Genomic DNA, 23,891 nt, shown 5'->3' with positions numbered 1-23,891 from the left:
TCCAGATCTCTTTTTAATTTTGGATTACTGTTTTTATTTAATTAATTGTGGTTGAAAGATGCCCATCACGGTATCCTGAGCGGTGAAGACTGGTACTTCGTGACTCAAAGCTTTAGCAACCAGTTGCTTTTCATCATCAGTTTCGTCCTGTGAGCTTAAAACGAAAGCAAGCTTATCAGGCCATGCCATATTCTCTTCATATACCTGTACATCAAAGTCACTGCCGGTTAACTTCGACATCAGGGAATTGTTTTCGGCGTCGACTTTTGAAATTAAAACCGTGCCGGAAACGGTATCGGTATTAATGTGGTAGCTGTCAAACAGGGCATTATGCAGAGCTGTCTGTAGCGTATCACCGCTGCCAATATCCTCACCGGTTGATTTCATTTCTGGACTAAGAGCAGTTGGTGCGCCCGGTAGCTTAGCAAATGAGAAGACCGGTGCTTTGACGTAAACTTTGGTTGGTTCCGGATAAAGGCCCGGTGTCAGACCAATTTCAGCTAATGATTTACCAAGGATTAGTTGGGTCGCCAATTGAGCAAGATGCATCTTGGTGATCTTACTCATGAACGGGACCGTTCTGGAAGCTCGAGGATTTACTTCAATCACATAGACATCATCGGCACAGATAAATTGGATATTCATCATGCCGACAGCGTGGACTTTTTTACCAATTTTAGTGGCAATTGCTACAATCTTTTCCTTTTGATCTTCAGTCAGGTGCTGAGGTGGGTACATGGCGATTGAGTCACCGGAATGAATGCCGGAACCTTCCAAATGTTCCATAATTCCTGGAACAAAGACATCTTGACCATCACTTAGAATATCAACTTCGCACTCAGTTCCCGGGATATATTGATCGATTAGAATTGGTTGACCGGCACTGGCTTTAAGAGCCGGTACCAGATATTCATCTAATTCTGCATCGTCATGTACAACTGCCATGCCTTTGCCACCAAGAACAAAACTTGGGCGAACTAAGACTGGATAACCGAGTTTATTGGCAATTGCATGGGCTTCTTGACCGTTCATGGCGGTGTCGCCTTGCGGATGAGCAATTCCTTGATCAATCAGTAGGTTTTCAAAATCATGCCGGTTTTCGGTTTCTTCAATGCCGTTCATTGAGGTTCCAAGGATCTTGACACCGTGTTTTGTTAGCTCTTCGGTGAGGTTAATGGCAGTTTGACCACCAAATTCAACGATAACACCAATCGGCTTTTCAAGTTTAATGACGTTCATGACACTATCAATATCCAATGGTTCAAAGTACAGTTTATCTGAGATAGAGAAATCGGTTGAGACTGTTTCCGGGTTATTATTAATGATAATGGCGTTTTTACCAGCTGCCTGAATGGCCTTAACGCAGTGGACTGTGGCATAGTCGAACTCAACACCTTGGCCAATTCGGATTGGACCGGCACCGATTACTAGAATGCTGTTACCGATTGGATGACTCTCGTTCTCGGTGCCAACAGTACTGTAGAAATAAGGTGTTTCACTTTCAAATTCAGCGGCACAGGTATCAACCATTTTGTAAACCAAGTGCTGATCGGCCATTTGATCCAGCTTTTCAAGTTCGTGGTCGGTTGCGTGATGAACTGCTTTGATCATGGTGTTATTGAAGCCCATTTTGCGAGCCTTCAAAACTAGGTCGGCGCTTAGTAGCCCATCGGTCAACTGTTGTTGCATTTTGATAATGTTCTCAAGTTTTGACAGGAAGTAGAGATCAATCTTAGTCGAACGATGAATTTGTTCAATCGTGGCGCCCTTACCAATCGCCGCAAATAATTCAAATAGACGGTAATCAGTCGGGGTTTTAATCTTTTCAATTAAGTCACCAAGGGATAGTTGACGAGTGTAGTTAGGAATCAAGTCCCGCTGCGCCTGTTTATCCAACTCCAATGATTGAACAGCTTTGAGGAGAGACTCTTCAATTGTGCCACCAATGGCCATGACTTCACCAGTGGCTTTCATTTGGGTTCCCAGTTTTCGATCAGCGTTTGTGAATTTGTCAAAGGCAAAACGGGGAATCTTAGCAACCACGTAATCCAGAGCGGGCTCAAACATGGCATAGGTAGTTTGCGTAATTGGGTTGATAATTTCATCAAGATTCAGGCCAACCGCAATTTTAGCCGCAATTTTGGCAATTGGATAGCCAGTTGCCTTTGAGGCTAAAGCTGATGACCGACTAACCCGGGGATTAACTTCAATCACATAGTAGTTTTCGCTGTTTGGATCTTGTGCCAATTGAACGTTGCAGCCACCTTCAATTTTTAAGGCGTTAACGATCGTGAGTGAAGCGTCACGAAGTCGCTGGTATTCTTTATCAGTCAGGGTTTGCGTTGGGGCAAACACGATTGAGTCGCCCGTGTGCACACCGACTGGATCAAAGTTTTCCATGCCAGTAACGATGATTGAACTGCCATGATGGTCACGCATGACTTCGAATTCAATTTCCTTATAGCCGGCGATACTTTTTTCAACCAGGCATTCGGTTGAAGGTGACATGGTTAGACCACGGTTCAAAATCACTTTCATTTCATCATCGTTGTGGGCAATGCCACCACCAGTTCCACCAAGTGTGTAGGCAGGTCGAATGATAACCGGATAGTCAATTTCATGCGCGAAAGCCAAGCCATCTTCCAAGTCATAAACGGTCTTAGATGCTGGAATTGGTTGGTGAAGTTGCTTCATCAAGTCTTTAAATTGTTCTCGGTCTTCGGCCTGATTAATAGTATGAAGGCTGGTCCCCAGCAATTCGATACCCAGCTTGTCCAAAATACCATCCTTTGCGAGTTCAACGGCTAAATTAAGGCCGGTTTGACCACCAAGGGTTGGTAAAATAGCATCCGGATGTTCTTTTTCAAGAATTTTCTTAAGACTTGGGACTGTTAATGGCTCTAAGTATACCTTGTCAGCAATCTCATCATCCGTCATAATTGTGGCTGGATTAGAGTTGACTAAGATAACGGAATAACCTTCTTCACGTAAGCTCAAGCAGGCTTGACTGCCGGCATAATCGAATTCTGCGGCTTGGCCGATCACAATTGGACCGGAACCAATAATGAGTACTTTTTTAATATCTTCTCTCTTTGGCATTACTGAACCCCTCCATTGACATGCATTAGCTCGATAAATTTATCAAATAATGGTTTTGCATCGTGTGGTCCCGGTGCAGCTTCGGGATGGTATTGAACCGAGAAGACCGGTTTACCGGGATAGCGTAATCCTTCACACGTTTTATCATTAACTTCAATTGCGGTGACTTCAAGAGGTGTTGATTTTACTGACTCAATCTCAACGGCATACCCATGGTTTTGAGAAGTCATGTAAATCTCGCCTGTCATCAAATTCTTTACTGGATGATTACTACCACGATGACCAAATGTCATTTTGTAAGTCTTGGCTCCGTTTGCCAATGCCAGCAGCTGGTGGCCTAAACAAATGCCAAAAATGGGATATTGATCTTGGAGTTTTTGAATGACGGGTAGAAAGTCTGAATAGTCGGTCGGATCACCAGGGCCGTTTGAAAGTAGAATGCCGGTTGGATGTAACTCGTTAATATCCGAAACAGTGGATTCTGGTGTCACAACCGTAACGTCAATTCCGGGGCGCTGTAACGATCTTACAATGTTGGATTTGACACCAAAGTCAACAACCACAACGTGTTCATTCTCTTGGCCGTCCGTAACAGAGCGGGTTGCCGATTTAACAATTGCGGATTGATGGGCCATTTCGGCTTCCTTTTGGTCAATCGGTTGGTTGGTTAAACTGGCTTTCATTGTTCCGTACTGACGAATAATTTTAGTTAGCTGCCGAGTATCAATACCACTAATGGCGGGAACCTTTTGTTGTTTCAGAAATGCGTCTAGTGAAATGACGCTTTGATAATGATAAACCTCATCGGTCATTTCCCGAACAACAACAGCAGAAGCCTGAACTTTATCGGATTGACTGGTTCCAAGTGAAATGCCATAGTTGCCAATTAACGGATAAGTAAAAGTGATGATTTGATTTTTGTAAGATGGGTCCGTCAGGTTTTCTTGATAACCTGTCATGTTGGTTGTGAAGACCAGTTCACCTTCAATTTCGGTGCCCAGGTCGCCACAGGCTTCGCCAACAAAGACGTCTCCATTTTCAAGAGTGAGATATTTTTTCATTTCCGAACCTCCTAATTTTTCCCTAACATGCAAGTGGCATGCGCAGCTAACGCTTTTGATACATAAAGATAGAAGCTTTTAGAGGAAATGTCAAGTCAATTTATGCAAAATATGGCTTTATATGGATTTTTATAGGTAATTTATTTTTATTGTGAATATATATAAAAATGTAAGAATGCTTGTAAATCGCAGGCTATATACATAAGAAAATGGTCAATATTCAGAAACTCTCGATTCTTGGATAAATAAACATTTTAAAACTTTTTTTGAAATAGACTTGTGTTTTTCTCGAAAATGTCATATGCTTTTAACAACGAATTGAAGAGCCTTTAAGATTAACCCCGTGAGGTTAAGAAGGAATCGATGAACCCAAGTGTGTCTTGGGAGAAATGACAACCTCTTTACCCAACGGCGGTAAAGAGGTTTTTTAATGCTAATAGATTGACTGTAATGACGATTTAATTGTTTCCGTGAGAGCAAAACGTCAAAAAAGTGATTTCACTCCACTTAAAGGGCGCTTTGCGAAAACGGCAAGGCGCTTAATTTTTTAGGAGGAATTCACTATGATGCAAATTACCAAACCCGTTAATTTTGAAAATGTTGTCAGCATGGAAGACCTTTCCGCAGAAGATGTAATGTCATTTATTCATGAGGCCATTGAGTTTAAACAGGGCAAACAAATTGAACTCACCCGCCCAGCTTTTGCTGCTAACTTGTTCTTTGAAAGCAGCACGCGAACCCACACCAGTTTTGAAATGGCTGAACGAAAGCTTGGCCTTCAAGTACTAAACTTTGATCCATCAAATAGCTCGTTGAATAAAGGTGAATCAATGGGCGATACAGTTAAGACATTCCAAGCAATTGGAGCAGATGTTGTTGCCATTCGCGATAAGAAAAACGAATACTACAAGGATTTAATCCAGGATCCTAACATTCATTTAGGAATTGCCAATGGCGGCGATGGCTCAGGGCAACATCCTTCACAATCATTGCTTGATATGATGACGATTTACGAAGAGTTTGGCCATTTTGAAGGTTTGAATGTGGCAATCGTTGGTGACTTGACTCATTCACGGGTTGCCCGATCAAATATGGAAGTTTTGACTAAGTTGGGTGCACACGTCTTCTTTGGCGGCCCGAAAGAATGGTACACGGAAGACTTCCAGAAGTACGGTGATTGGATGCCAATTGATGAACTGGTTTCTCAGATGGACGTTATGATGTTTCTACGGGTTCAACACGAACGAATTGCACCTGATGAAAATGGCAGTTTCTCGGCAGAACGGTATCATCAAGTTTATGGTTTGACACGTGAACGCGAACAACGAATGCCTGAACACTCAATTATCATGCATCCGGCACCAGTTAACCGGGGTGTTGAAATCGCTGATGAATTGGTTGAATGTGATAAATCCCGCATCTTCCGTCAAATGGAAAACGGTGTTTTTGTCAGAATGGCAATTATGACCAGCATGCTCCGGTACCGAGGCTTGGTAAAGAGCGAATATTAAAAACAACTTCCTATATATTAGGCAGCACCAGTGATTCAATAATCTAACCTTATAAGTGAAGGGATTTTGACATAAAATGAAACGTGTAATTGTGAACGGCCGGCTTCTTGACGGTAATCAGCTGGTTAAACGCGATATTTTAATCGAGGATGGGCTTGTTAAACAAATTGAGCCTTCAATTTCGGCAGGTGATCGCCAAGGAGCAGAAGTGATCGATGCTGGCAATCATTTTGTCAGCCCAGGATTAGTCGATGTCCATGTTCATTATCGACAACCAGGTCAGGAAGCTAAAGAAACGATTAAGACCGGTAGTTTGGCCGCTGCACATGGTGGCTTTACAACGGTTTGCGCGATGCCCAATTTAATGCCGGCACCTGATCGGCCTTCTTATCTGAAAGATCTGATTAAGTTAAATCAATCAGATGGGGTTGTTCATATCAAGCAGTATGCGACAATTACAACTGATCGTAAAGATGATGAATTAGTTGATTTTGCGGCGCTAAAAAAAGCTGGCGCGTTTGCATTCAGTAATGATGGAAACGGCATTCAAAAAAGCAGCACGATGTTTGAAGCAATGAAACGGGCTGCTGAATTGAATATGGCAATTGTTGAGCACGTTCAAGATGACGAATTGTCGGATGGCGGCGTGTTACACACTGGTGCGGCAAGACGGTTGCATGTAAAAGAGATGCCTTGGGTGAGTGAAACAGCGCAAGCTGCCAGGGACATCGTACTGGCTCAAGCGACCGGGGTTCATTATCATATTTGTCACGTGTCATCAAAGCATACGGTTGAACAAATTAGAGCGGCCAAGCGAGCCGGAATTCATGTGACCGCAGAAGTCACACCGCATCATTTGCTGCTTTCGGATGACGATATTCAAACTGATAATTCGAACTACAAGATGAATCCACCGTTGCGGGGCGAGGATGATCGCCAAGCATTAATCGACGGGTTACTTGATGGGACGATCGACATGATTGCGACGGATCACGCACCCCATACTGAAGCCGACAAGGCGAAATCAATTGCACATGCAGCGTTTGGGATTACTGGGAGCGAAACGGCCTTTAGTACCCTGTATACAACGTTTGTAAAGACTGGTCGGTTTACACTTTCACAATTGATAGATTGGATGGCCAAAAAGCCGGCTGCTATTTTTAACATGACGAATGCCGGTAGCCTTAAAGTTGGCAAACCGGCAGATATTGCGATCTTTGATCTGGATAACGAACATGTCATTAAAGCCAGCGAATATCTTTCTAAAGGTAAGAATTCGCCATTTACCGGCCGGACGGTTTTAGGTGATACTGTGATGACGTTGGTAGACGGTCAAATCGCGTATCAAAAGAATTTTTAACTTAAATGACTCATAAACGGGTTTGAGTCATTAACAAGTGAATTTCAATTAAGCAGTAAAAAATAAAAAAGCCGGGATGCTGAGTAACCGAAAAATTCGATTACTTAACATCCCGGTTTTAGTTTAGTCGATGAATAATTCATAATAACTTAAAGCTGAAACCGCTTGAGCCGTATTAACTTTCCCAAGTTTGATCCAATTGAGAACTTGTGTTAAAGGGACCAGTTGACTGTTAACGAACTCATCAGAGTCAAAATGTTGGCGGACCCGTTTTCGAGGATCAAATTTGATTAGCATTAAATCGGCAAATTGATCCATAAACCCTTCTGAAGACGTAATGCGAGTCATTTTGGTCACCGAATCGGCGATATAACCAGTTTCCTCTTGAAGTTCTCGTTTGGCGGCCTGTTCGCTGGTCTCACCCGGATTTACAATCCCAGCTGGAACTGAAACCGACTCACTGTTAACGCCGACACGATATTCACTGGTCATCACCACTTCTTTATCAGCTGTCATTGCCAAAATGGTGATAGTCGGATCTGTTTTGATCAAATCTCGTTCAACTTTTAGGCCGTCGGGTGTTTGAACGTGTAACTGATCGACAGAAAAAACCCGACCTGTGTAGACGGATTTGCGGTCGAGAATTTTCCCCGGTCGATGACAAGTGTTAAACATTTTTCTCATTCTCCCTTAGCGAATTTGTTACTTTGATCATAGCATATCCGTATTAAATTAACTGGTCAATTTGATACCGACAATGCTGATTAATAATAGGACAACAAACAGCCAGGTCATCATCGAGAGCTTGTCGCCAAATAAAATGATGCCGGCAATGACGGTGCCAACCGCCCCGATTCCAGTCCAGACTGGATAAGCGATGCCAATTGGTAATGATTTAGTGGCGTGGGCCAGTAGTAAAAAGCTGATGATCATGCCAACGATGGTAACGATTGTCCAATCCAACTTAGTGAAGCCGTGACTAAACTTCATTGAAATTGCCCAAACTACCTCAAACAGCCCAGCGATAATTAATGTTACCCAATTCATAAAAATGTCCTCCTCGTACGAAAAAAGGTACGCCTTTGCAATTCCTTCTGAGACCTAATGGAATTGAAAAGTGTACCTGAAAAATTGCTACCCGGTGGCAGTCGTATTTGATTACTATCTAGAATATCACATCTGGGTATTACTTGCCAGTAGAGTTACTTTAATAATTCTTACTTTAATGTCCAATTTTGCTGCACCTCCTAATAAAGATCTTAACAATCCGAGTACTTTTTAAAAATGTTTTTGTAATAAGTGGTTCCAATTGAGAGATAGCTGGTTATTTCCCATAAAAAATAAAAAAAGTTGAGATATTAGCAAATTTATCTCAACTTTTCATTCATTTTATGGGTTACGCATGCTTCAACACGCGAACCCTGAAGACTGCTTCAATTCGACTCAAGGTGGCAATTAGTTTGTTATCCTCTTCGTTCTTTAGATTATCAAGATCAATCATGGTGTAGGCAACGTCTTTTCTGGCAGCGTTGCTCATACTTTCAATGTTAATACCGGCATTTGCTAAAGCAGTGGCAATTTGGCCAACCATGTTGGGAATGTTTTTATGGATTAGCGTGATTCGGTAAGGAGCCTGGAACGGCACTTGAAGATTAGGTAAATTGACGGAATTTTGAATATTTCCGGTTTCCAAATAGGTCATGATAGTATGGGCACCCTGAGTAGCGCCGTTAACTTCCGCTTCATCCGTTGAACCACCGATATGGGGGGTTACCACGACATCATCACGATTTAATAGGATATCTTCACCAAAATCAGTCATATATGTTTTGAGGTGGTGTGCATCGAGTGCGTCAACCGCCGCTTGGTTATCGACAATGCCGCCTCTGGAGTAATTAAACAGGTGAACGCCGTCTTTCATAACGTCAAACTGTTCTTTGCCAATTAAGCCGGTGGTTTCCTCATTCTTTGGGACATGAACAGTCACGTAGTCTGCATTCTTTAAAGCATTTGCCAACGTTCGTGCCCGGGTAATTGTCGTGGAAATATGCCAAGCAGCATCTGACGATAGGTATGGGTCGTAACCAATCACATTCATGCCAAGCGCACTTGCGGCATTGGCTACTAATGAACCAACATGGCCAACTCCCACGACGGCCAGTGTCTTACCTGTCAATTCGGTGCCTTTAAATTTGGTTTTATCATGTTCGGTCCGCAGGGAAATATCGGCACCGCTATTATGAGCTGAGTAGGCAGCTGCATCGAACAAGTTCCGCGAACTGGCTACCAAAAGGGAAATGATCAGTTCCTTGACGGCATTCGCATTACTGCCGGGGGTGTTGAAGACCGCAATTCCGGCCTGAGTTGCCCGATCTAAAGGGATGTTATTGAAGCCGGCACCGGCGCGGGCGATTATTTTAAGACTCTTTGGGAAAGTCGCTTCATGAAGATTAACCGATCTGATCAGGTAAGCATCCGCATCGTCAGTCTGGTTGATTTGGTATTGATCTGTAAATTCATCTAATCCTGCTTGGGCAATTGCGTTGTAAGTCTTAACTTGATACATTTTAAAGTCCTCCTAATGTTGTTTTTCGAAGTGATGCAAGAAATCAACCAGTGCCGAAACACCTGCTAACGGCATTGCGTTGTATAGACTGGCTCGTAGACCACCGACACTTCGATGACCTTTCAGGTTCTTTAAACCGGCTTGATCCGCGGCAGCAATGACTTGTTTATCCAGGTCCGGATCATCGGTCTTGAACGGAATATTTGTTAATGATCGATCTGATTTTTTAATGTTATTGTGAAAGAGTTTGGACTCATCCAAAAAATCATAAAGTAGCGAGGATTTCTTTTGGTTGAGTGCTTCAATGCCAGCAATGCCACCTTGTTGTTTTAACCATTTGAGAACTAAACCAGTAGCGTAGATTGCGAAAACGGGCGGCGTATTAAACATCGAATTCTTCTTAATAAAGAGTTCATAATTTAAAATGCTTGGGATGTGATCAACGTGTTTGACCAGATCATCACGAACAATCACAACCGTTACGCCAGCTGGACCCAAGTTTTTTTGAACACCACCAAAAATAAGGCCAAAATCTTCGACGCGATATTCTTCAGCCATAAAATTTGAAGATAAGTCGCCAACCAGTGTGACGTTACCGTGTTCCGGTAATTGATGATAAGCGGTGCCCTCGATGGTGTTATTGGTTGTGATGTGAAGATAATCATAGTTATCAGCGGAAATGGCATGTGGCATATGCGGCAGTTCCTGATAATGCTGATCCTTGGTGGAATCTAAAACGTCAACTTTCACACCGAGATTGGCAGCTTCATCGCCTGCTCGGGTGGCCCAATGACCACTGTCTAAAAGGGCAATTCGATGGTGGTTGGTTGCCAAGTTCATCGGAACCGCTGCAAATTGACCCGTTCCACCACCTTGAAAAAATAAAATGTGATAATTATCAGGAACATGCATCAAGTCCTTAATATCCTGCTTTGCGGTATTGATGATATTGTCGAACATTTGAGAACGGTGAGAAATTTCAAGAATACTCATGCCGGATCCCTGAAGAGATGGCAATTCCTCTTGAATCTGTTTAATGACCGGGTCGGGAAGCGTTGCCGGACCTGCTGCAAAATTATATACCGTCATGTGCTAAAAACTCCCTTTCAAAAAAGATAGCCCTCACAGTTGATGATGAAAAGGCTGTGAGGGCTGGTAGTGCTTTTTTATGGCCTCACAGTGATGTTGAAGTTCATCTATGCGAGGCCTTTGTTAGTTAATTCATTGCAAAAGATGGCCTACACAGATGTCACTGTAGACCAGGAGGATGAGGTAACGTATTCAAAACTACTGAAAATGACGTTCATTGAAATAACCTCCCTTTCTTTCTAATTAAAATCTAACAGAACAGTGACAGAAAAGCAACCCAAATTTGTGTAATAGGTAAATAAAATTTACTTATTTAAGGTTATTATTCGGGATTTGCTAAAAAAGATGGGCTTTGTCTTTTTTGATAAATGTGCGATAATATTTTCAAACCATTGCGGAGGAACTTTTAAATGACGAATTTTTATTTTGTCCGACACGGCCAAACGACTGCTAACGCTGCCGGGTTAAAACAGGGCACAATTAACACAGAACTAACTTATTTAACAGAAACTGGAAAGAAACAAGCGCAAACGGTTCACGAACAGTTTGACATCTCATTTGCGGATCAAATCATTGCAAGCCCGTTAAATCGGACAAAAGAGACTGCAGAAATTTTAAATCAGAGTGCACACTTACCGATAACCTATGACAAACTACTTCTCGAAATTTCATATGGAAAATGGGATGGGTCAAAGAATAGTGAACTTGAGGCAAAGTATCCGGACGTTTTTGATCATGTCTTGCACGACGTTCTGCCATCCTATGCGCCGCTTGCTCATGGCGAAACTTTTACCCATGTTATGGATCGGGCTGACCAGTTTATGACTAAGTTAACCGAACAATTTCCTGATCAAAAATTAATTATTGTTACTCATGGTTTTACGATCAAAGCGGCGGTATTAGCAGCTTTAGGCCGTCCCGATAATCCGATGGTGATTGAAGAACCAGATAATTTGAGCATTACTAAAATCACCCGTGTTTCGCAGTCAGCTGACTATTACTTGCGATACTATAATCGGGTAGTTGGTGCTCGTTTCTAATATTGTTTGACAATCATTCATAATTCCGCTATATTAATGTCACTAAGTAACGAAGGAGGAAACCACCATGCAATTATCAGCCGTTAAACGAATGTGTTGTTCAATGTGTCCAGCTCAGTTTAGCGCTGATGGTGGCTTCTTTGGTAACGAGTTGGTTTGCAGTCTTGTGTAATTTCCGGTTTTGGGAAAAACTGTGACCAGACTACCGAAAAGTGTCCTAATTTCAGCGTTAAAGCTGGGATTGGGGCACTTTTTTGGTTACTTTGAATTTAAAATGAGGTGGCGATTACTTGAGTTCCGAATGTCAGATGCAAATTTTTAACCAAAAAATTCAGTTTCAATTGGAGGACGATCAAAAATGCGTCAATTTAAATCGGCATTACTACTGGTGGTTGTGGGAATATTAGGATTAACACTGGCTGCTTGTGGTAAATCGACCAGTAACCAATCATCGAAAAAACAGGTATTAAACTTAAGTACAAGTGCACCACTTGACACCATTGATATTTCAAAATCATCCGGTTATGGTCAAACCGGAAACGTGTTCGAAAGCTTTTATCGGTTGGGTAAGAATGGAAAACCAACGGCTGGACTGGCTAAAAGCGGTCAAGTTTCAAAAGATGGTAAAACCTGGACGTTTAAATTACGTAACGCCAAGTGGAGCAATGGGAATCCAATTACCGCTCAGGATTTTGTTTATTCGTGGCGCCGGACGTTAAATCCTAAAACTAAGTCGACCTATGCCTATTTATTTAGCGGTATTAAAAATGCGGATGCCGTAAATGCTGGTAAAAAGTCGCCGAGTTCGGTTGGCATTTCAGCACCCAATAGTAAAACGGTTGTCATTAAGTTGGCCAAACCGATTGCCTATTTTAAAGTGTTGATGTCATATCCACTTTTTGGCCCTCAGAACCAGAAGATTGTTGAAAAATATGGCAAAAAATATGGGACCAAATCCCAATATATGGTTTATTCAGGACCGTTTAAAATCCAGAACTGGAATGGAACCGGCAATAAATGGCAATTTGTAAAAAATAATCAGTATTGGGATAAGCGGGTTGTTAAATTGCAAAAAATTAACTATACGGTCGTTGGCAGCCCCACGACCGGTTTGGAATTGTATCAACAAGGTAAACTTGATCTAACACCGTTGTCCAACCAACAAATTAAGAATTATCAGCATAATGCACAATTCAAACAATATCCGTATTCTTTTGTGGGTTATTTGCAATATAACTTCAAAGATAGTAATCGCGTTAAACGAGCGGCTTTCAACAATAAAAATATCCGGCTTGCCATGTCATTGGCCATTAATAGGTCCGTTTTGACTAAGAAAGTCATGGGGAATGGCTCAAATACACCTAAGGGGTTTGTGGCTTCCGGTTTGGCCCATGATCCTAAAACAGGAGAAGATTTTGCCAAGCAGCAATATGTCAAAGGAACGGTTGACTATAATCCTAAGCTGGCTAGAGAGTATTGGGAAAAGGGATTGAAACAAATCGGCCGGAAAAAGCTCACGGTTGCCATTATGGGCGCAAATGATGACGCTGATGACCCGGCAACCAGTGCAATTACTCAATATTTAAAGGCTCAATACGCAAAAGTTCTTCCGGGATTCAATCTTCAAATTCGGAATATTCCAGGTCAAAATGCTCAACAAAATGCTTTGAAAGGCGACTTTGACATTTATCTGGCTGGTTGGGGCGGCGATTTTAACGATCCAATCACTTTCCTTCAAATTCCACAAACTAATACGTCATATAATTATGGCAAGTATTCGAATGCGAAATATGATGCGTTGATTAAGCGGGCTCAGAATCAGGATGCCAATAATGCCGATAAGCGTTGGCAGGATCTGGTTCAAGCCATTCGATTATTCAATCGTGATCAAGGAATGACCCCGTTGTATCAACAAGTCACTTCTTATTTGCAGCGTTCGAACTTAAAGGGCATTGTTCATAATACAGCCGGCACGCAGTGGAGTTATAAGTATGCCTACAAAAAATAAATAAAATTGTTGCAAGAGATTAGAGATTGAATGATCATTTTTCTGAAAATCTAATAACTGCTAATAACGGAAACGTCCTCAATTACTGGTTGAGGACGTTTTATTTTGAACTGCTATTTTTAAATGGGCACGTAATCTCTTAAATAGCTGATATTTTTGACAACAAACTTGTGATCGACAATTTCAATAATGCCTTCAGCTCTTAAATCACTGAGAATTCGGGTAACTGAAGATCGTGAGTTGATGCCACAAAATCCCGCAATATCCAAGTTAGTCACAACAAAATCAATTAAGATACCACGGTGTCCGGGAAGACGTTTGCCAAATAGATCAACCAGTTGGTTCAAAAACGTGCAAACCACATCGTGTTTACTGCCCATCAGCATTCGTTGAGATCGGACAATATTCTCGGTCAGTTTGGTGCGGTAGTATTCCTTAACGTAATTATTAAGTTCGCGATCTTGATTAACCATTTGCCAGAAATCAACCCGATTAATTTTATAAAATTCGGCGGTGTCTGATTCGATACGAACATTAAATGGTTGATCTGTGTTTTTAGAAATCTCATCCCGCAATAAGCTGATAACGTCTGGTTTGGTAATATATGACAGATTAAATTCCCGACCATCCTGTAGGATAATTGAATTTTTGACAATGCCACGTTTAAGAATGTAGGTATTTGTTTCCTCAAGCCCGTGATAGGTTAAATAAGTGTGACGTTTCTTTGTAATAACGGGAACGTTTGCGGCTTTCATTTGATTTAATAAGTATTCGGTTCGATTCATGACCATGTCTAACAGATCCTCAATATGGTAGTAAATTAGTGCAAAACCAGATGACTTAGAAGTATGATTTAATACATTTAGTATTTTATCATACTCTTTGGCTATCAGGATTTAAATTTTTATTATGTAACATATCATACATTCACATTTGACATATAGATTGGTGCATTATTCAGAGTATTTTTGAAAAAGCAAAAGAATAAAATATTAATTAGTTTCTAAGGAAAGGAAGGGTTGACGTGACAAATATTGAATTGCCTTATGATAAAAAGAAAGTGACGGCCTGTATTCCTGATAAAAATTTTGCTGGAAAATTAGTTTCGCAAGCTGCTGATTATCAAAATCCAATTTCAGAGCATGAGACCGTTGAGCATTCGTTGGATAATCCTGTTGATTCACCAAAGTTGGAGGAGTTGGCACGTGGTAAGAAAAATATTGTGATTATTTCTTCTGACCATACCAGACCGGTACCATCACACATTATCACACCGATCCTGTTACGACGAATCCGATCTGTTTCACCGAATGCCCGCATTCGAATTTTAGTGGCCACTGGATTTCATAGGCCTTCAAGTCGGGAAGAATTGGTTAATAAATATGGCCGAGAGATTGTTGATAATGAAGAAATTGTGATGCACTATTCTCAGCGCGATCAAGACATGGTCACTCTCGGCAAGTTGCCTTCCGGTGGTGATCTGATTTTAAACAGACTGGCGGTGGAAGCCGATCTGTTGATTTCGGAAGGGTTTATTGAATCACATTTTTTCGCCGGCTTTTCGGGTGGTAGAAAATCTATTTTACCCGGAATTGCGTCATATAAAACGATTATGGCCAATCATTCAGGCGAATTTATTGCCGATCGTCATTCGCGAACCGGCAACCTGCAACATAATCTGATTCATGAAGATATGGTATATGCTGCCAAGGCTGTTCACTTAAAATTTATTTTGAACGTGGTCTTGGATGAAAATAAAAAGATCATTGCTTCGTTTGCCGGTGATCTCGAAAAAGCGCATCAAAAAGGGACTGACTTTGTTGCTTCGCTGTCTCAAGTACCGGCTATTGAATCAGATATTACAATTTCAACAAATGGTGGTTACCCGCTGGATCAAAATATCTATCAGGCTGTTAAAGGAATGACGGCGGCTGAAGCAACTAATAAGTTAAACGGGACGATTATCATGGTTGCCGGCTGTCGGGATGGTCATGGTGGAGAGGGCTTCTATCATAACTTAGCAGATGTTAACAATCCAAAAGACTTTTTAGATCAGGCAACTAATACGCCAAGGCTGGAGACGATTCCCGATCAATGGACGGCTCAAATTTTAGCCAGAATTTTGACCAATCATCACGTGATTATGGTATCCGATTTGGTGCAGCCAAATTTAGTTACGGATATGCATATGGAATTGGCAAAGAGTTTAGATGAAGCGTTGGAAAAAGCTTATCAGCGCGAAGGTCGGGAGGCCAAAGTTACCGTCATCCCTGATGGCTTGGGTGTCATTGTTAAAAAGAGGAATTAACTTAAGATGGCAAATGAACATTTAACAAATTTACTTAATCAAGTTGCCAGCCATGAAATTACTACAGAACAAGCATTTAAGCAACTGAATCAAGCCGGTTTTATCGATCTGGATTACGCCAAAGTTGATACGGATCGGCAACGTCGGACCGGTTATTCTGAAGTGATTTACGGAGAAGGCAAAACGACAGCGCAAATTATCGGGATTATTCAAGTGATGCTGACTACCAATACCAATATCTTGGTCACTCGAGTGTCTCCGAAAAAAGCCCAGAAGATAAGCCGAGTTTACCCTAAGATGGTTTATTTAAAGAAATCTCGGATTATGTTGTGGCAGCAAAATATACCTGAACAGACAAACAATACTATTGCGATAGTCACTGCTGGAACTTCGGATTTGAAAATTGCCGAGGAAGCTGCTGTAACAGCAGAAGCTTTTGGTAATCGGGTTTCGCGAATTTACGATGTCGGAGTTGCCGGCATTCATCGCTTATTTGCTGAATTGGATGCCATTCGTTCCGCAACGGTGGTGGTTGTAGTGGCCGGTATGGAAGGGGCTTTGGCTTCTGTCATCGGTGGCTTGGTAGACAAGCCCGTGATTGCTGTGCCCACCAGTGTTGGGTATGGAGCCAGTTTTAATGGGCTTTCGGCGTTACTGACGATGCTTAATAGCTGTGCGTCAGGCATCACAGTTGTTAACATCGACAACGGCTTTGGTGCTGGCTACAGTGCCAGTCAAATTAACCATTTAGTGGAGAGTGAACAATGACCTGTTTATATTTAGACCCTTTTTCAGGAATTAGTGGCAATATGTTGCTTGGCATGTTATTTGACCTAGGTTTGGATTATGATCAGTTTCAAAATGAACTAAAAAAACTAAACCTCGCTGGTTATCATCTAACACTTGAGTCAACTCGGCGCTCGGCCATTGGTGGCAAGTTATTTGATGTAAAACTTGAAGATGCCAACCATCATGTTGATGAAAGTTTAACGGCTAAGGAAGTTCAGAAAAATGATTATCCGGCGGGTATAAATGATAATGAGAAAACTAGTCATCATCACCATGGTCGCAATTTGGCGGAAATTAAAAGGATCATTTCGCAAGCTGACTTAAAATCAGCCATTAAAACTCAAGCAATTGGTGTTTTTGACGAAATTGCCCGAGCTGAAGCTAGTGTGCACCGGCTTCCGTTAGACAAAGTTCATTTTCATGAAGTTGGCGCGTTAGATTCGATCATTGATATTTTAGGTTTTTTTATCGGCTTGGATCTGTTGGGAATTACTAAAGTGATCAGTGGACCACTGGTTGATGGGTCGGGGTTAATCAAAGTTGCCCACGGAACAATGCCCGTCCCTGTACCGGCAGTAATGCAAATGAGAAAAAACAGTGGTATACCGGTTCACCAACGAGAAGACGTGCGCACAGAGCTGGTGACACCCACTGGCTTTGCGATTGTTAAGCGGGTTGTTAGTTTTTTCGGTCCAATCCCTGAAGAGATGCAGATTGAAAAAATTGGCTATGGCTTTGGTACCCGACAGACAGGCCATTTAAATGCTTTACGGGGGCTTTTATTAACGGCTTCACCCAGTCATAAGGAAGGGCGAACTACTGGTGATGAAATTGTTGAGATTCACGCCAATCTTGATGACCAGCCCGGGGAAGGCCTAGGGTTTGTGATTGGCAAACTTTTGGAGGCAGGTGCATATGATGCCTACTTTACGCCAATTTATATGAAAAAGGGCCGACCGGCTTACCAGATGACGGTCATAACGCCGAAACAGAAATGTCGGATAATGGCTGATCTTTTGTTTCAGCACACCACAACCTTTGGCATTCGCTATGTCAATCTAAAGCGGACAATCCTGCCAAGAACGTTTAAAAAAGTTTGCACGAAATTTGGCGAAGTGACTTTAAAAATTGGGATGATTAAGTCATCGAAAAAAGTAACAGTTGAATATGACAGGGCGGCAATTCTTGCAAATCAGCACCATGTTAGTCTTGAACAGGTGCAACAAGCAGCACTGCTGGCTTATAACAAAGAAGATGGGATGGCTTGAAATGCATCAATTACTTGCAGAGTTTATGGGGACAGCCCTCATGATTATTTTTGGTGTCGGTGTTCATGCCGATACGGTCTTGAATGATACCAAGTACCACGGCTCGGGGCATTTGTTTGCGATTACAACCTGGGCATTTGGAATTTCAATGGTGTTATTTATATTTAAAAATGTCACGATTAATCCAGCGATGGCGTTTGCCCAATTTTTGATGGGGAATATGACCTTTGTGATCTTTATTGAAACTGCTATTTTTCAGATGATCGGTGGAATAGTTGGTGGCGTGATTGTCTATGTGATGTACGCTGATCAGTTTAAACGTTCCTGTGACAAAATTGATAATGTGACTATCAGGAATATTTTTTCGACATCACCAGGCATTCGGAATTTACCAAGGAACTTTTTCGTGGAGTTTTTTGATACTTTTATTTTTCTAACCAGTATTATGGCTATTGCGGCTGTTAAGACGCCGGGAGTTTTGCCAATTGGTGTTGGCTTACTGGTTTGGGCTATCGGAATGGGATTGGGTGGGCCAACCGGGTTCGCGATGAATCAGGCCCGTGATCTTGGCCCGCGGATTGCGTTTGCAATCTTACCAATTAAAAATAAGGCGGCTGCTGATTGGCAGTATGGGTTATTGGTGCCAGGGCTTGCCCCGTTCTTTGGGGCGTTGGCAGCCGCACTATTTAGTAAATATTATCTGGGATTCTAACTAAAAAAAGGAAGTTATTAAGATGACATTAACAAAAAAAGAGTTGCTAATCAATGAATTGTCAGCGTATTCTAAAGTAATGGTTGCTTTTTCCGGTGGGATTGATTCGACGGTTGTATTGGCTGCAGCTCTAAAGACTTTAGGAAAAGAAAATGTTTTAGCGGTTGTGGCTAACTCTGAACTTTTCACGAATGAAGAGTATGCTAAAGCGATTAGGTTGGCTAAAAAATTAGGGGCTAACGTTAAGGGCATTACGTTAAATTATCTGACAAACGACAATGTTCGCCATAATCGCGTTAGCTCATGGTATTGGATGAAAAAAATGTTTTACCAACGGATGAATGAACTGAAGACGGCATACGGTTATGATGTCGTGCTTGATGGCATGATCATGGACGACAATCTTGACTTTCGGCCAGGCCTTCGCGCACGCGATGAAGAAGGTGCCGTTTCCATCTTGCAGCATGCCGATATTTATAAAGTTGATGTTCGACAGATTGCCCGTGAGGCGGGCCTAACTAACTGGAATAAAGTGGCTAGTTGCTCTCTTTCGTCCAGATTTGAATATAATTCAATTATCACAGTTGAAAAAATTCAAATGGTCATGCAAGCTGAGGCCTATTTACGTAGTCTGGGATTCGCAACCGTTCGGGTCCGTGTTTTAGATAAGCTGGCCCGAATTGAAGTCATGAAAGATCAAATAAACGACTTGGTCATGCAAATGTCAACAATTAACACGACGCTGAAGGGGCTAGGGTTCACATATGTGACTGTGGATCTGGAAGGCTTTAAATCTGGTCGAATGAATGAACGTTTGGATGTTGAAGAAAAAGCTGCTCTAGTTGACTAACAGTTTTGAAGGGAATCCTTTGATGAAACAAGTACGTTTTACCAAAATACTGCCATTTTATACATTAACGCTTGTTATTCACGGTTTAGGATTGCTGTTACTTGTGATGGCGGGATTATCTTCACCAAAATTTTGGGGACTCGGAGTATTGGCTTACACTTTGGGACTCCGTCATGCATTCGATGCGGATCATATTTCAGCAATCGATAATACGGTGAGACGCTTATTGAATCAAGCTAAACCAGCTTATGGCGTTGGGTGGTATTTTTCGATTGGCCATTCAACAGTGGTGTTTCTAATGATTGTTGCGGTTCGGTATTCCCTGGGATGGGCTAAAAATGAGTTGGTAACTTTAAATACGATTGGTGGAAAAGTTGGCACCTGGGTTTCCGGAACCTTCCTGTTATTAATTTCTTTGAGCAGTTTCTTGATTCTGGGGACACTGATTCGCCGTCAACGCTTGTCTCGAAAAAAATTAAGCCAATCTCAAATGGACACACTGCTATTATCGCGAGGACCCTTATCGCGACTCTTAATGCCGTTATTTAAGTGGATTCGTCATGATTGGCAAATGTATTTCATTGGCTTTATTTTCGGGCTGGGGTTTGATACAGCTAGTGAGATTGCCATGATTGCATTGTCCGCTGTAACGGTGAGTCAAAATACCATTGTCTACGGTCTCTTTGCCCTGCCAATTCTGTTTGCGGCTGGGATGAATCTGATGGATACTATCGATTCAACGATGATGTTATATGCCTATAGCTGGGCATTTGACACCCCAGAGAAAAAGTTGAGTTATAACATTGTGATGACGAGTATTTCGGCAACCACGGCTTTTGGAATCGGCGTTTTTGAATTGTTACAGGTTGTTCGGTTGCCACATCCCATTGAAAAATGGGTAGCAACAATTGACTTAGGTTGGCTGGGATATGGGCTGGTTGCATTTTTTGCGATATTTTGGCTAATCGCCTATCTTTATTGGAATCGACGAATAAACCCAACCAGTCGGTTGAATTCTTAATCGATCAGTAGTTAAAAGACGTTAAATCGACCCGATTAAATTCCAGATGTTCACATTTGGAACTTAATCGGGTCGATTTTAATTGGATAATGGGCGATTATCGGAAGCTGGCGTAGATCCAGTAAAGTAAAAAGCCCAGGCACAGGCCCAGTGATCCGGTAATTAAGATTTTAACAGCACAAACGAAAGTCTCCCGCTTGACCTGTTTATGAGTAAACAGACGCATTTGTTTGATGATAAATGGGAGTGGTAGAACAATTGTAATTAATGCGGCCGGATAGACACCAACATAAATTGCCAGAAATACCAGAAGAATTGCTAAAATGTTAAATAGATTCCAAATAACCACTGAATTTCTAACACCTAAATAGTGAACAATGGTGTGTCGGTGATTCATCTCATCCTCATGAGCATCACAAATATTGTTAGCAAACATAATGTTGGCAATCCAGACAAATTCCGGTGACGCGGCAAGTAAAATTTCTAATAATAATTGAGAATGCCACTGGAAAATTTGGTAGGAATTTATGTAAACTGAAATCAATGTAATCATGACGCCCATTGTAAAACCGGAAGCCAGTTCGCCAAAGGGGGTACTTGAAATTGGTACTGGGCCGCCTGCATAAAGTAAACCGATCAAAAAGCAAAAAATGCCCATCCACAACAGAGGCCAACCAACTTGGACTGTCAAATAAATACCAATTACCATTGCGGTGCCAAACATGGCGATCATCATCGTTTCGATTAAGCGAATCGAAAGGTGCTCGCGGCCAATAATATTGGTGCCGGATTTATAAATTTCTTGATCGGAATGGCGGTAATCACTATAATTATCCCAAATATCGACGAACATATTGAATAAAAACATGGCAATAAAGAACAATGTTGCGTTAACTGCGTTAACTGAGTTTAAGAAATACCAACTAAAAAATAGCCCAACGATAAATGGGAAAACACTTGCTGATTTAGCCTTAAACTCAACCAACTCTAAGAAATTTGCTAAACTCATCTAGATCCTCCATAATGAAAATAATTAAAAGCGGGTTAACTGATAAAAACCAGTCATCATTAATTATATAACAAGCGGTCAGAAAGTGAGGAACCAAAAATGACCAGAACCAATCAAACTCCTGAATCGAAAGTGGCATCATTATTTAATCAAATTGCCCCCAACTACGATAAAATGAATTCACTCATCAGCCTTGGCGGAAAGTTGCGATGCAGCGACTGGAGGTCCAGCCTGGAGATTTTGCCATTGATGTTTGCTGCGGCACAGGTGATTGGACAATTGCCCTCGCTAAAGCTGTCGGACCAGCAGGCCAAGTGATTGGTTTGGACTTTAGTCAGGAAATGTTGAAAATTGCTGCCAAAAAAGTAAGGGCAGCCGGTGTTTCTGATCGGGTAACCTTAGTTAAAGGCGATGCTATGCAGTTACCCTACGATGAAAATCGATTTGACGTTGCCACAATCGGCTTTGGTTTGCGAAACGTTCCCGATGCTGATCAGGTGCTTCGCGAAATGGTTCGCGTTGTGAGGACAAATGGCAAAATCGCGTGTTTGGAAACCTCTCAACCCACCAATCCAGCGGTTAAGATTGGTTGGGAAGCATATTTTAAAACAGTACCTGTAATGGCTAAATTGGCGGTTAATAAGTACCGTGAGTATAACTATCTTGAGCGAACAACCAAGCAGTTTGTTTCGGCTGAGAAGTTGGCCAAGATGTTTGAAGACGCAGGGATGCACAACGTCACTTATCGAACGTTTACTTTAGGTGCGGCAGCTTTGCATTTGGGAAGAGCTTAAAATAGTCAATTTCCTAATATTCAAGTCAGCTCTCTTATGATATAATTTCTGCAATCCTGTGGAAACTGAAGCAGGTGAAATTTTCAATTCGAAAGAGAAGATGATTACATGGCAAAAGAAGTTGCAACTCCAAAGGCCCCCAATGCGGTTGGGCCGTATTCACAGGCGGTTCAAACCGGCAATACCCTATATTGCTCAGGTCAGATCGGCTTGGATCCCGCTACCGGGAAATTAGTCAGTGGGGATGTCGTCGATCAGGCAACCCAAGCGTTACATAACTTGCAGGAAGTTGTCAAAGCGGCCGGGTTTGAGTTTGATGAAGTGGTTAAAGTCACGGTTTTCATGGCTAATGTAGCTGATTTCAGCAAAGTTAACCAGGTTTATGACCAGTTCTTTGGTAAGGCGAAGGTGTTACCGGCCCGTTCAGCAGTTGGAATTGCGGGTTTGCCGTTAGGAGCCCAGGTAGAAATTGAAGCTATTGCCTCTAAGGCCAACTGATAATATCAGCTGATTATTAAGAAGAACTTATAAACAGCCACTGATCTCAGAGTCTGTTGGCAATGGTTAGCCAAACAAATATGAGCAGTAAGCCAGAAGTTCCCAATACGACTATTAGGAATACTTCTGGCTTTTTGTGGTGGAATAGGTCAACAATTAACCAAATTAATGACAAAACAAAAAGATAACAACTGGCATTTTGATAGTTTAAAATCCTTCCAGTCTGATAGGTGAAGCCAAAAATTATTTATCTGCTTGCAGACCCTTCAACAAAAATTCGGTGGCTTCATGACTAGCCTGCTCAATGTCGATTGGTTGTTTTGTCAGGGTTGCCGGAATAACGTATCCTAAAACGGTAACGGTGATGTAACGGACAATTCGCGGCAAGGGCCAGTTCACCAGTTGGCCGTTTTCTTGATAATGTTTAAAATTATTGCCAAGTGGACCGGCAATCAATGTTTTAAAGAGGTTGCCGAATCCCGTCACGATTTCTTGATTGGTGGTTGCTTCATGCAAAATAATTTTTAATTGTGGCATATTATCAAAAGCAAAGGTCATCCGATTTTTAACGATTGCATAAAGAAAATCGCCAAAATTTGGAAATGAGGTATGCATGATGTCGTTGGTGAATTCGGTGGCCGCTTTAGGGATCACCTTTTGAACAAAGGGGCCTAAAATAGCAATTAAAATGCCCTCCTTAGTTTTGAATTGTTTATAAACGGTTCCTTCTGAAACGCCGGCTAAGTTGGCAATGTCACTGGTGCTTGTGCTGTCAAAGCCTTTTTGAGCAAAGAGCGTCAGGCTGGCATTGAGTACCGCTTTTTGTTTATCGGTTAATTTAAGTTCATTCAAACTTTCGGCAAACAGTGCCTGCAGGTGTTGATTGGCCATTTTGGTTTGATTTCCTC

At 41.8% G+C, this 23,891-nt stretch carries 20 protein-coding genes and 1 pseudogene; 12 read left to right on the top strand and 9 right to left on the bottom strand.

Annotated features, from left to right (window positions below):
* Window positions 1-33 precede the first annotated feature (33 nt).
* Window positions 34-3,099, bottom strand: a complete 3,066-nt coding sequence (gene carB / locus ED605_RS09890; protein ID WP_121978739.1) for a carbamoyl-phosphate synthase large subunit — start codon at window positions 3,097-3,099, stop codon at window positions 34-36.
* Window positions 3,099-4,160 (bottom strand): carbamoyl phosphate synthase small subunit, encoded by a 1,062-nt coding sequence (locus tag ED605_RS09885; RefSeq protein WP_121978738.1) that lies wholly within the window; start codon window positions 4,158-4,160, stop codon window positions 3,099-3,101. Before ED605_RS09885 ends, carB begins: the two co-directional genes overlap by 1 nt.
* 563 nt (window positions 4,161-4,723) lie before the next feature.
* Here ED605_RS09885 and ED605_RS09880 point away from each other — a divergent pair.
* Both ED605_RS09880 and pyrC read left to right on the top strand, forming a co-directional pair.
* Complete coding sequence (locus ED605_RS09880; RefSeq protein WP_121978737.1) at window positions 4,724-5,671, top strand: aspartate carbamoyltransferase catalytic subunit; 948 nt, start codon at window positions 4,724-4,726, stop codon at window positions 5,669-5,671.
* Window positions 5,672-5,747: 76 nt separating this feature from the next.
* The gene (pyrC, locus tag ED605_RS09875) at window positions 5,748-7,031 is read left to right on the top strand and encodes a dihydroorotase (RefSeq protein ID WP_121978736.1); all 1,284 of its coding nucleotides are present in this window, start codon (window positions 5,748-5,750) and stop codon (window positions 7,029-7,031) included.
* A gap of 123 nt (window positions 7,032-7,154) precedes the next feature.
* On the opposite strand, the gene ED605_RS09870 is transcribed toward pyrC, so the two are convergent.
* From ED605_RS09870 to serC, 4 genes are all read right to left on the bottom strand, one after another.
* Window positions 7,155-7,706 carry an NUDIX hydrolase gene (locus ED605_RS09870; RefSeq protein WP_121978735.1) on the bottom strand — a complete coding sequence of 184 codons (552 nt, stop codon included), beginning with the start codon at window positions 7,704-7,706 and terminating at the stop codon, window positions 7,155-7,157.
* Window positions 7,707-7,763: 57 nt separating this feature from the next.
* The gene (locus ED605_RS09865) at window positions 7,764-8,078 is read right to left on the bottom strand and encodes a DMT family transporter (protein ID WP_121978734.1); all 315 of its coding nucleotides are present in this window, start codon (window positions 8,076-8,078) and stop codon (window positions 7,764-7,766) included.
* 349 nt (window positions 8,079-8,427) lie between these two features.
* On the bottom strand, window positions 8,428-9,597 hold the full coding sequence (locus ED605_RS09860) for a phosphoglycerate dehydrogenase (RefSeq protein ID WP_121978733.1): 1,170 nt from the start codon (window positions 9,595-9,597) through the stop codon (window positions 8,428-8,430).
* Window positions 9,598-9,609: 12 nt separating this feature from the next.
* On the bottom strand, window positions 9,610-10,686 hold the full coding sequence (gene serC / locus ED605_RS09855) for a 3-phosphoserine/phosphohydroxythreonine transaminase (protein WP_121978732.1): 1,077 nt from the start codon (window positions 10,684-10,686) through the stop codon (window positions 9,610-9,612).
* 410 nt (window positions 10,687-11,096) lie between these two features.
* Between serC and ED605_RS09850 the strand changes: the two genes are divergently transcribed.
* Both ED605_RS09850 and ED605_RS09845 read left to right on the top strand, forming a co-directional pair.
* Window positions 11,097-11,726 (top strand): histidine phosphatase family protein, encoded by a 630-nt coding sequence (locus ED605_RS09850; protein WP_121978731.1) that lies wholly within the window; start codon window positions 11,097-11,099, stop codon window positions 11,724-11,726.
* A gap of 358 nt (window positions 11,727-12,084) precedes the next feature.
* The gene (locus tag ED605_RS09845) at window positions 12,085-13,734 is read left to right on the top strand and encodes a peptide ABC transporter substrate-binding protein (protein ID WP_121978730.1); all 1,650 of its coding nucleotides are present in this window, start codon (window positions 12,085-12,087) and stop codon (window positions 13,732-13,734) included.
* 119 nt (window positions 13,735-13,853) lie between these two features.
* Here the strand turns inward: ED605_RS09845 and ED605_RS09840 are convergent, their stop codons facing one another.
* Window positions 13,854-14,525: a Crp/Fnr family transcriptional regulator gene (locus ED605_RS09840; protein ID WP_121978729.1), complete on the bottom strand. Its 672-nt coding sequence runs from the start codon at window positions 14,523-14,525 to the stop codon at window positions 13,854-13,856.
* A 233-nt stretch (window positions 14,526-14,758) separates the two neighbouring features.
* Here ED605_RS09840 and larA point away from each other — a divergent pair, with 233 nt between their 5' ends.
* From larA to ED605_RS09810, 6 genes are read left to right on the top strand one after another with little or no spacing between them, the layout of a single operon-like run.
* Complete coding sequence (larA, locus tag ED605_RS09835) at window positions 14,759-16,042, top strand: nickel-dependent lactate racemase (protein ID WP_121978728.1); 1,284 nt, start codon at window positions 14,759-14,761, stop codon at window positions 16,040-16,042.
* Between the two features lie 6 nt (window positions 16,043-16,048).
* Window positions 16,049-16,810 carry a nickel pincer cofactor biosynthesis protein LarB gene (gene larB / locus ED605_RS09830; RefSeq protein WP_121978727.1) on the top strand — a complete coding sequence of 254 codons (762 nt, stop codon included), beginning with the start codon at window positions 16,049-16,051 and terminating at the stop codon, window positions 16,808-16,810.
* Window positions 16,807-18,099, top strand: coding sequence for a nickel pincer cofactor biosynthesis protein LarC (gene larC / locus ED605_RS09825; protein WP_121978726.1), 1,293 nt, complete (start codon window positions 16,807-16,809; stop codon window positions 18,097-18,099). The genes larB and larC overlap by 4 nt, the downstream gene beginning before the upstream one ends.
* A gap of 1 nt (window position 18,100) precedes the next feature.
* Window positions 18,101-18,811 (top strand): D/L-lactic acid transporter LarD, encoded by a 711-nt coding sequence (larD, locus tag ED605_RS09820; RefSeq protein ID WP_121978725.1) that lies wholly within the window; start codon window positions 18,101-18,103, stop codon window positions 18,809-18,811.
* 22 nt (window positions 18,812-18,833) lie between these two features.
* Window positions 18,834-19,661 (top strand): ATP-dependent sacrificial sulfur transferase LarE, encoded by an 828-nt coding sequence (gene larE / locus ED605_RS09815; RefSeq protein ID WP_121978724.1) that lies wholly within the window; start codon window positions 18,834-18,836, stop codon window positions 19,659-19,661.
* 22 nt (window positions 19,662-19,683) lie between these two features.
* Window positions 19,684-20,682, top strand: coding sequence for a HoxN/HupN/NixA family nickel/cobalt transporter (locus ED605_RS09810; protein WP_121978723.1), 999 nt, complete (start codon window positions 19,684-19,686; stop codon window positions 20,680-20,682).
* Between the two features lie 97 nt (window positions 20,683-20,779).
* Here the strand turns inward: ED605_RS09810 and ED605_RS09805 are convergent, their stop codons facing one another.
* Entirely contained in the window at window positions 20,780-21,691 is a 912-nt protein-coding gene (locus ED605_RS09805; protein WP_121978722.1) for a prenyltransferase, read from the bottom strand.
* A 99-nt stretch (window positions 21,692-21,790) separates the two neighbouring features.
* On the opposite strand from ED605_RS09805, the pseudogene ED605_RS09800 reads away from it, so the two are divergent.
* A pseudogene (locus tag ED605_RS09800) lies at window positions 21,791-22,485 on the top strand (demethylmenaquinone methyltransferase).
* A 108-nt stretch (window positions 22,486-22,593) separates the two neighbouring features.
* On the top strand, window positions 22,594-22,983 hold the full coding sequence (locus tag ED605_RS09795) for a RidA family protein (RefSeq protein ID WP_121978721.1): 390 nt from the start codon (window positions 22,594-22,596) through the stop codon (window positions 22,981-22,983).
* Between the two features lie 243 nt (window positions 22,984-23,226).
* Here ED605_RS09795 and ED605_RS09790 read toward each other — a convergent pair whose 3' ends face one another.
* On the bottom strand, window positions 23,227-23,874 hold the full coding sequence (locus tag ED605_RS09790; RefSeq protein ID WP_121978720.1) for a TetR/AcrR family transcriptional regulator: 648 nt from the start codon (window positions 23,872-23,874) through the stop codon (window positions 23,227-23,229).
* Window positions 23,875-23,891: the final 17 nt, after the last annotated feature.

This window comes from Lentilactobacillus raoultii (genome assembly GCF_900411375.1).
Taxonomy (GTDB): domain Bacteria; phylum Bacillota; class Bacilli; order Lactobacillales; family Lactobacillaceae; genus Lentilactobacillus; species Lentilactobacillus raoultii.
This window is presented reverse-complemented; position numbering and strand designations above follow the sequence as displayed.

Coding starts and splice junctions, on each gene's coding strand:
- carB (WP_121978739.1), bottom strand. CDS start 3,099: ATGCCAAAGAGAGAAGATATTAAAAAAGTACTCATTATTGGTTCCGGT.
- ED605_RS09885 (WP_121978738.1), bottom strand. CDS start 4,160: ATGAAAAAATATCTCACTCTTGAAAATGGAGACGTCTTTGTTGGCGAA.
- ED605_RS09880 (WP_121978737.1), top strand. CDS start 4,724: ATGATGCAAATTACCAAACCCGTTAATTTTGAAAATGTTGTCAGCATG.
- pyrC (WP_121978736.1), top strand. CDS start 5,748: ATGAAACGTGTAATTGTGAACGGCCGGCTTCTTGACGGTAATCAGCTG.
- ED605_RS09870 (WP_121978735.1), bottom strand. CDS start 7,706: ATGTTTAACACTTGTCATCGACCGGGGAAAATTCTCGACCGCAAATCC.
- ED605_RS09865 (WP_121978734.1), bottom strand. CDS start 8,078: ATGAATTGGGTAACATTAATTATCGCTGGGCTGTTTGAGGTAGTTTGG.
- ED605_RS09860 (WP_121978733.1), bottom strand. CDS start 9,597: ATGTATCAAGTTAAGACTTACAACGCAATTGCCCAAGCAGGATTAGAT.
- serC (WP_121978732.1), bottom strand. CDS start 10,686: ATGACGGTATATAATTTTGCAGCAGGTCCGGCAACGCTTCCCGACCCG.
- ED605_RS09850 (WP_121978731.1), top strand. CDS start 11,097: ATGACGAATTTTTATTTTGTCCGACACGGCCAAACGACTGCTAACGCT.
- ED605_RS09845 (WP_121978730.1), top strand. CDS start 12,085: ATGCGTCAATTTAAATCGGCATTACTACTGGTGGTTGTGGGAATATTA.
- ED605_RS09840 (WP_121978729.1), bottom strand. CDS start 14,525: ATGGTCATGAATCGAACCGAATACTTATTAAATCAAATGAAAGCCGCA.
- larB (WP_121978727.1), top strand. CDS start 16,049: ATGGCAAATGAACATTTAACAAATTTACTTAATCAAGTTGCCAGCCAT.
- larC (WP_121978726.1), top strand. CDS start 16,807: ATGACCTGTTTATATTTAGACCCTTTTTCAGGAATTAGTGGCAATATG.
- larD (WP_121978725.1), top strand. CDS start 18,101: ATGCATCAATTACTTGCAGAGTTTATGGGGACAGCCCTCATGATTATT.
- larE (WP_121978724.1), top strand. CDS start 18,834: ATGACATTAACAAAAAAAGAGTTGCTAATCAATGAATTGTCAGCGTAT.
- ED605_RS09810 (WP_121978723.1), top strand. CDS start 19,684: ATGAAACAAGTACGTTTTACCAAAATACTGCCATTTTATACATTAACG.
- ED605_RS09805 (WP_121978722.1), bottom strand. CDS start 21,691: ATGAGTTTAGCAAATTTCTTAGAGTTGGTTGAGTTTAAGGCTAAATCA.
- ED605_RS09795 (WP_121978721.1), top strand. CDS start 22,594: ATGGCAAAAGAAGTTGCAACTCCAAAGGCCCCCAATGCGGTTGGGCCG.
- ED605_RS09790 (WP_121978720.1), bottom strand. CDS start 23,874: ATGGCCAATCAACACCTGCAGGCACTGTTTGCCGAAAGTTTGAATGAA.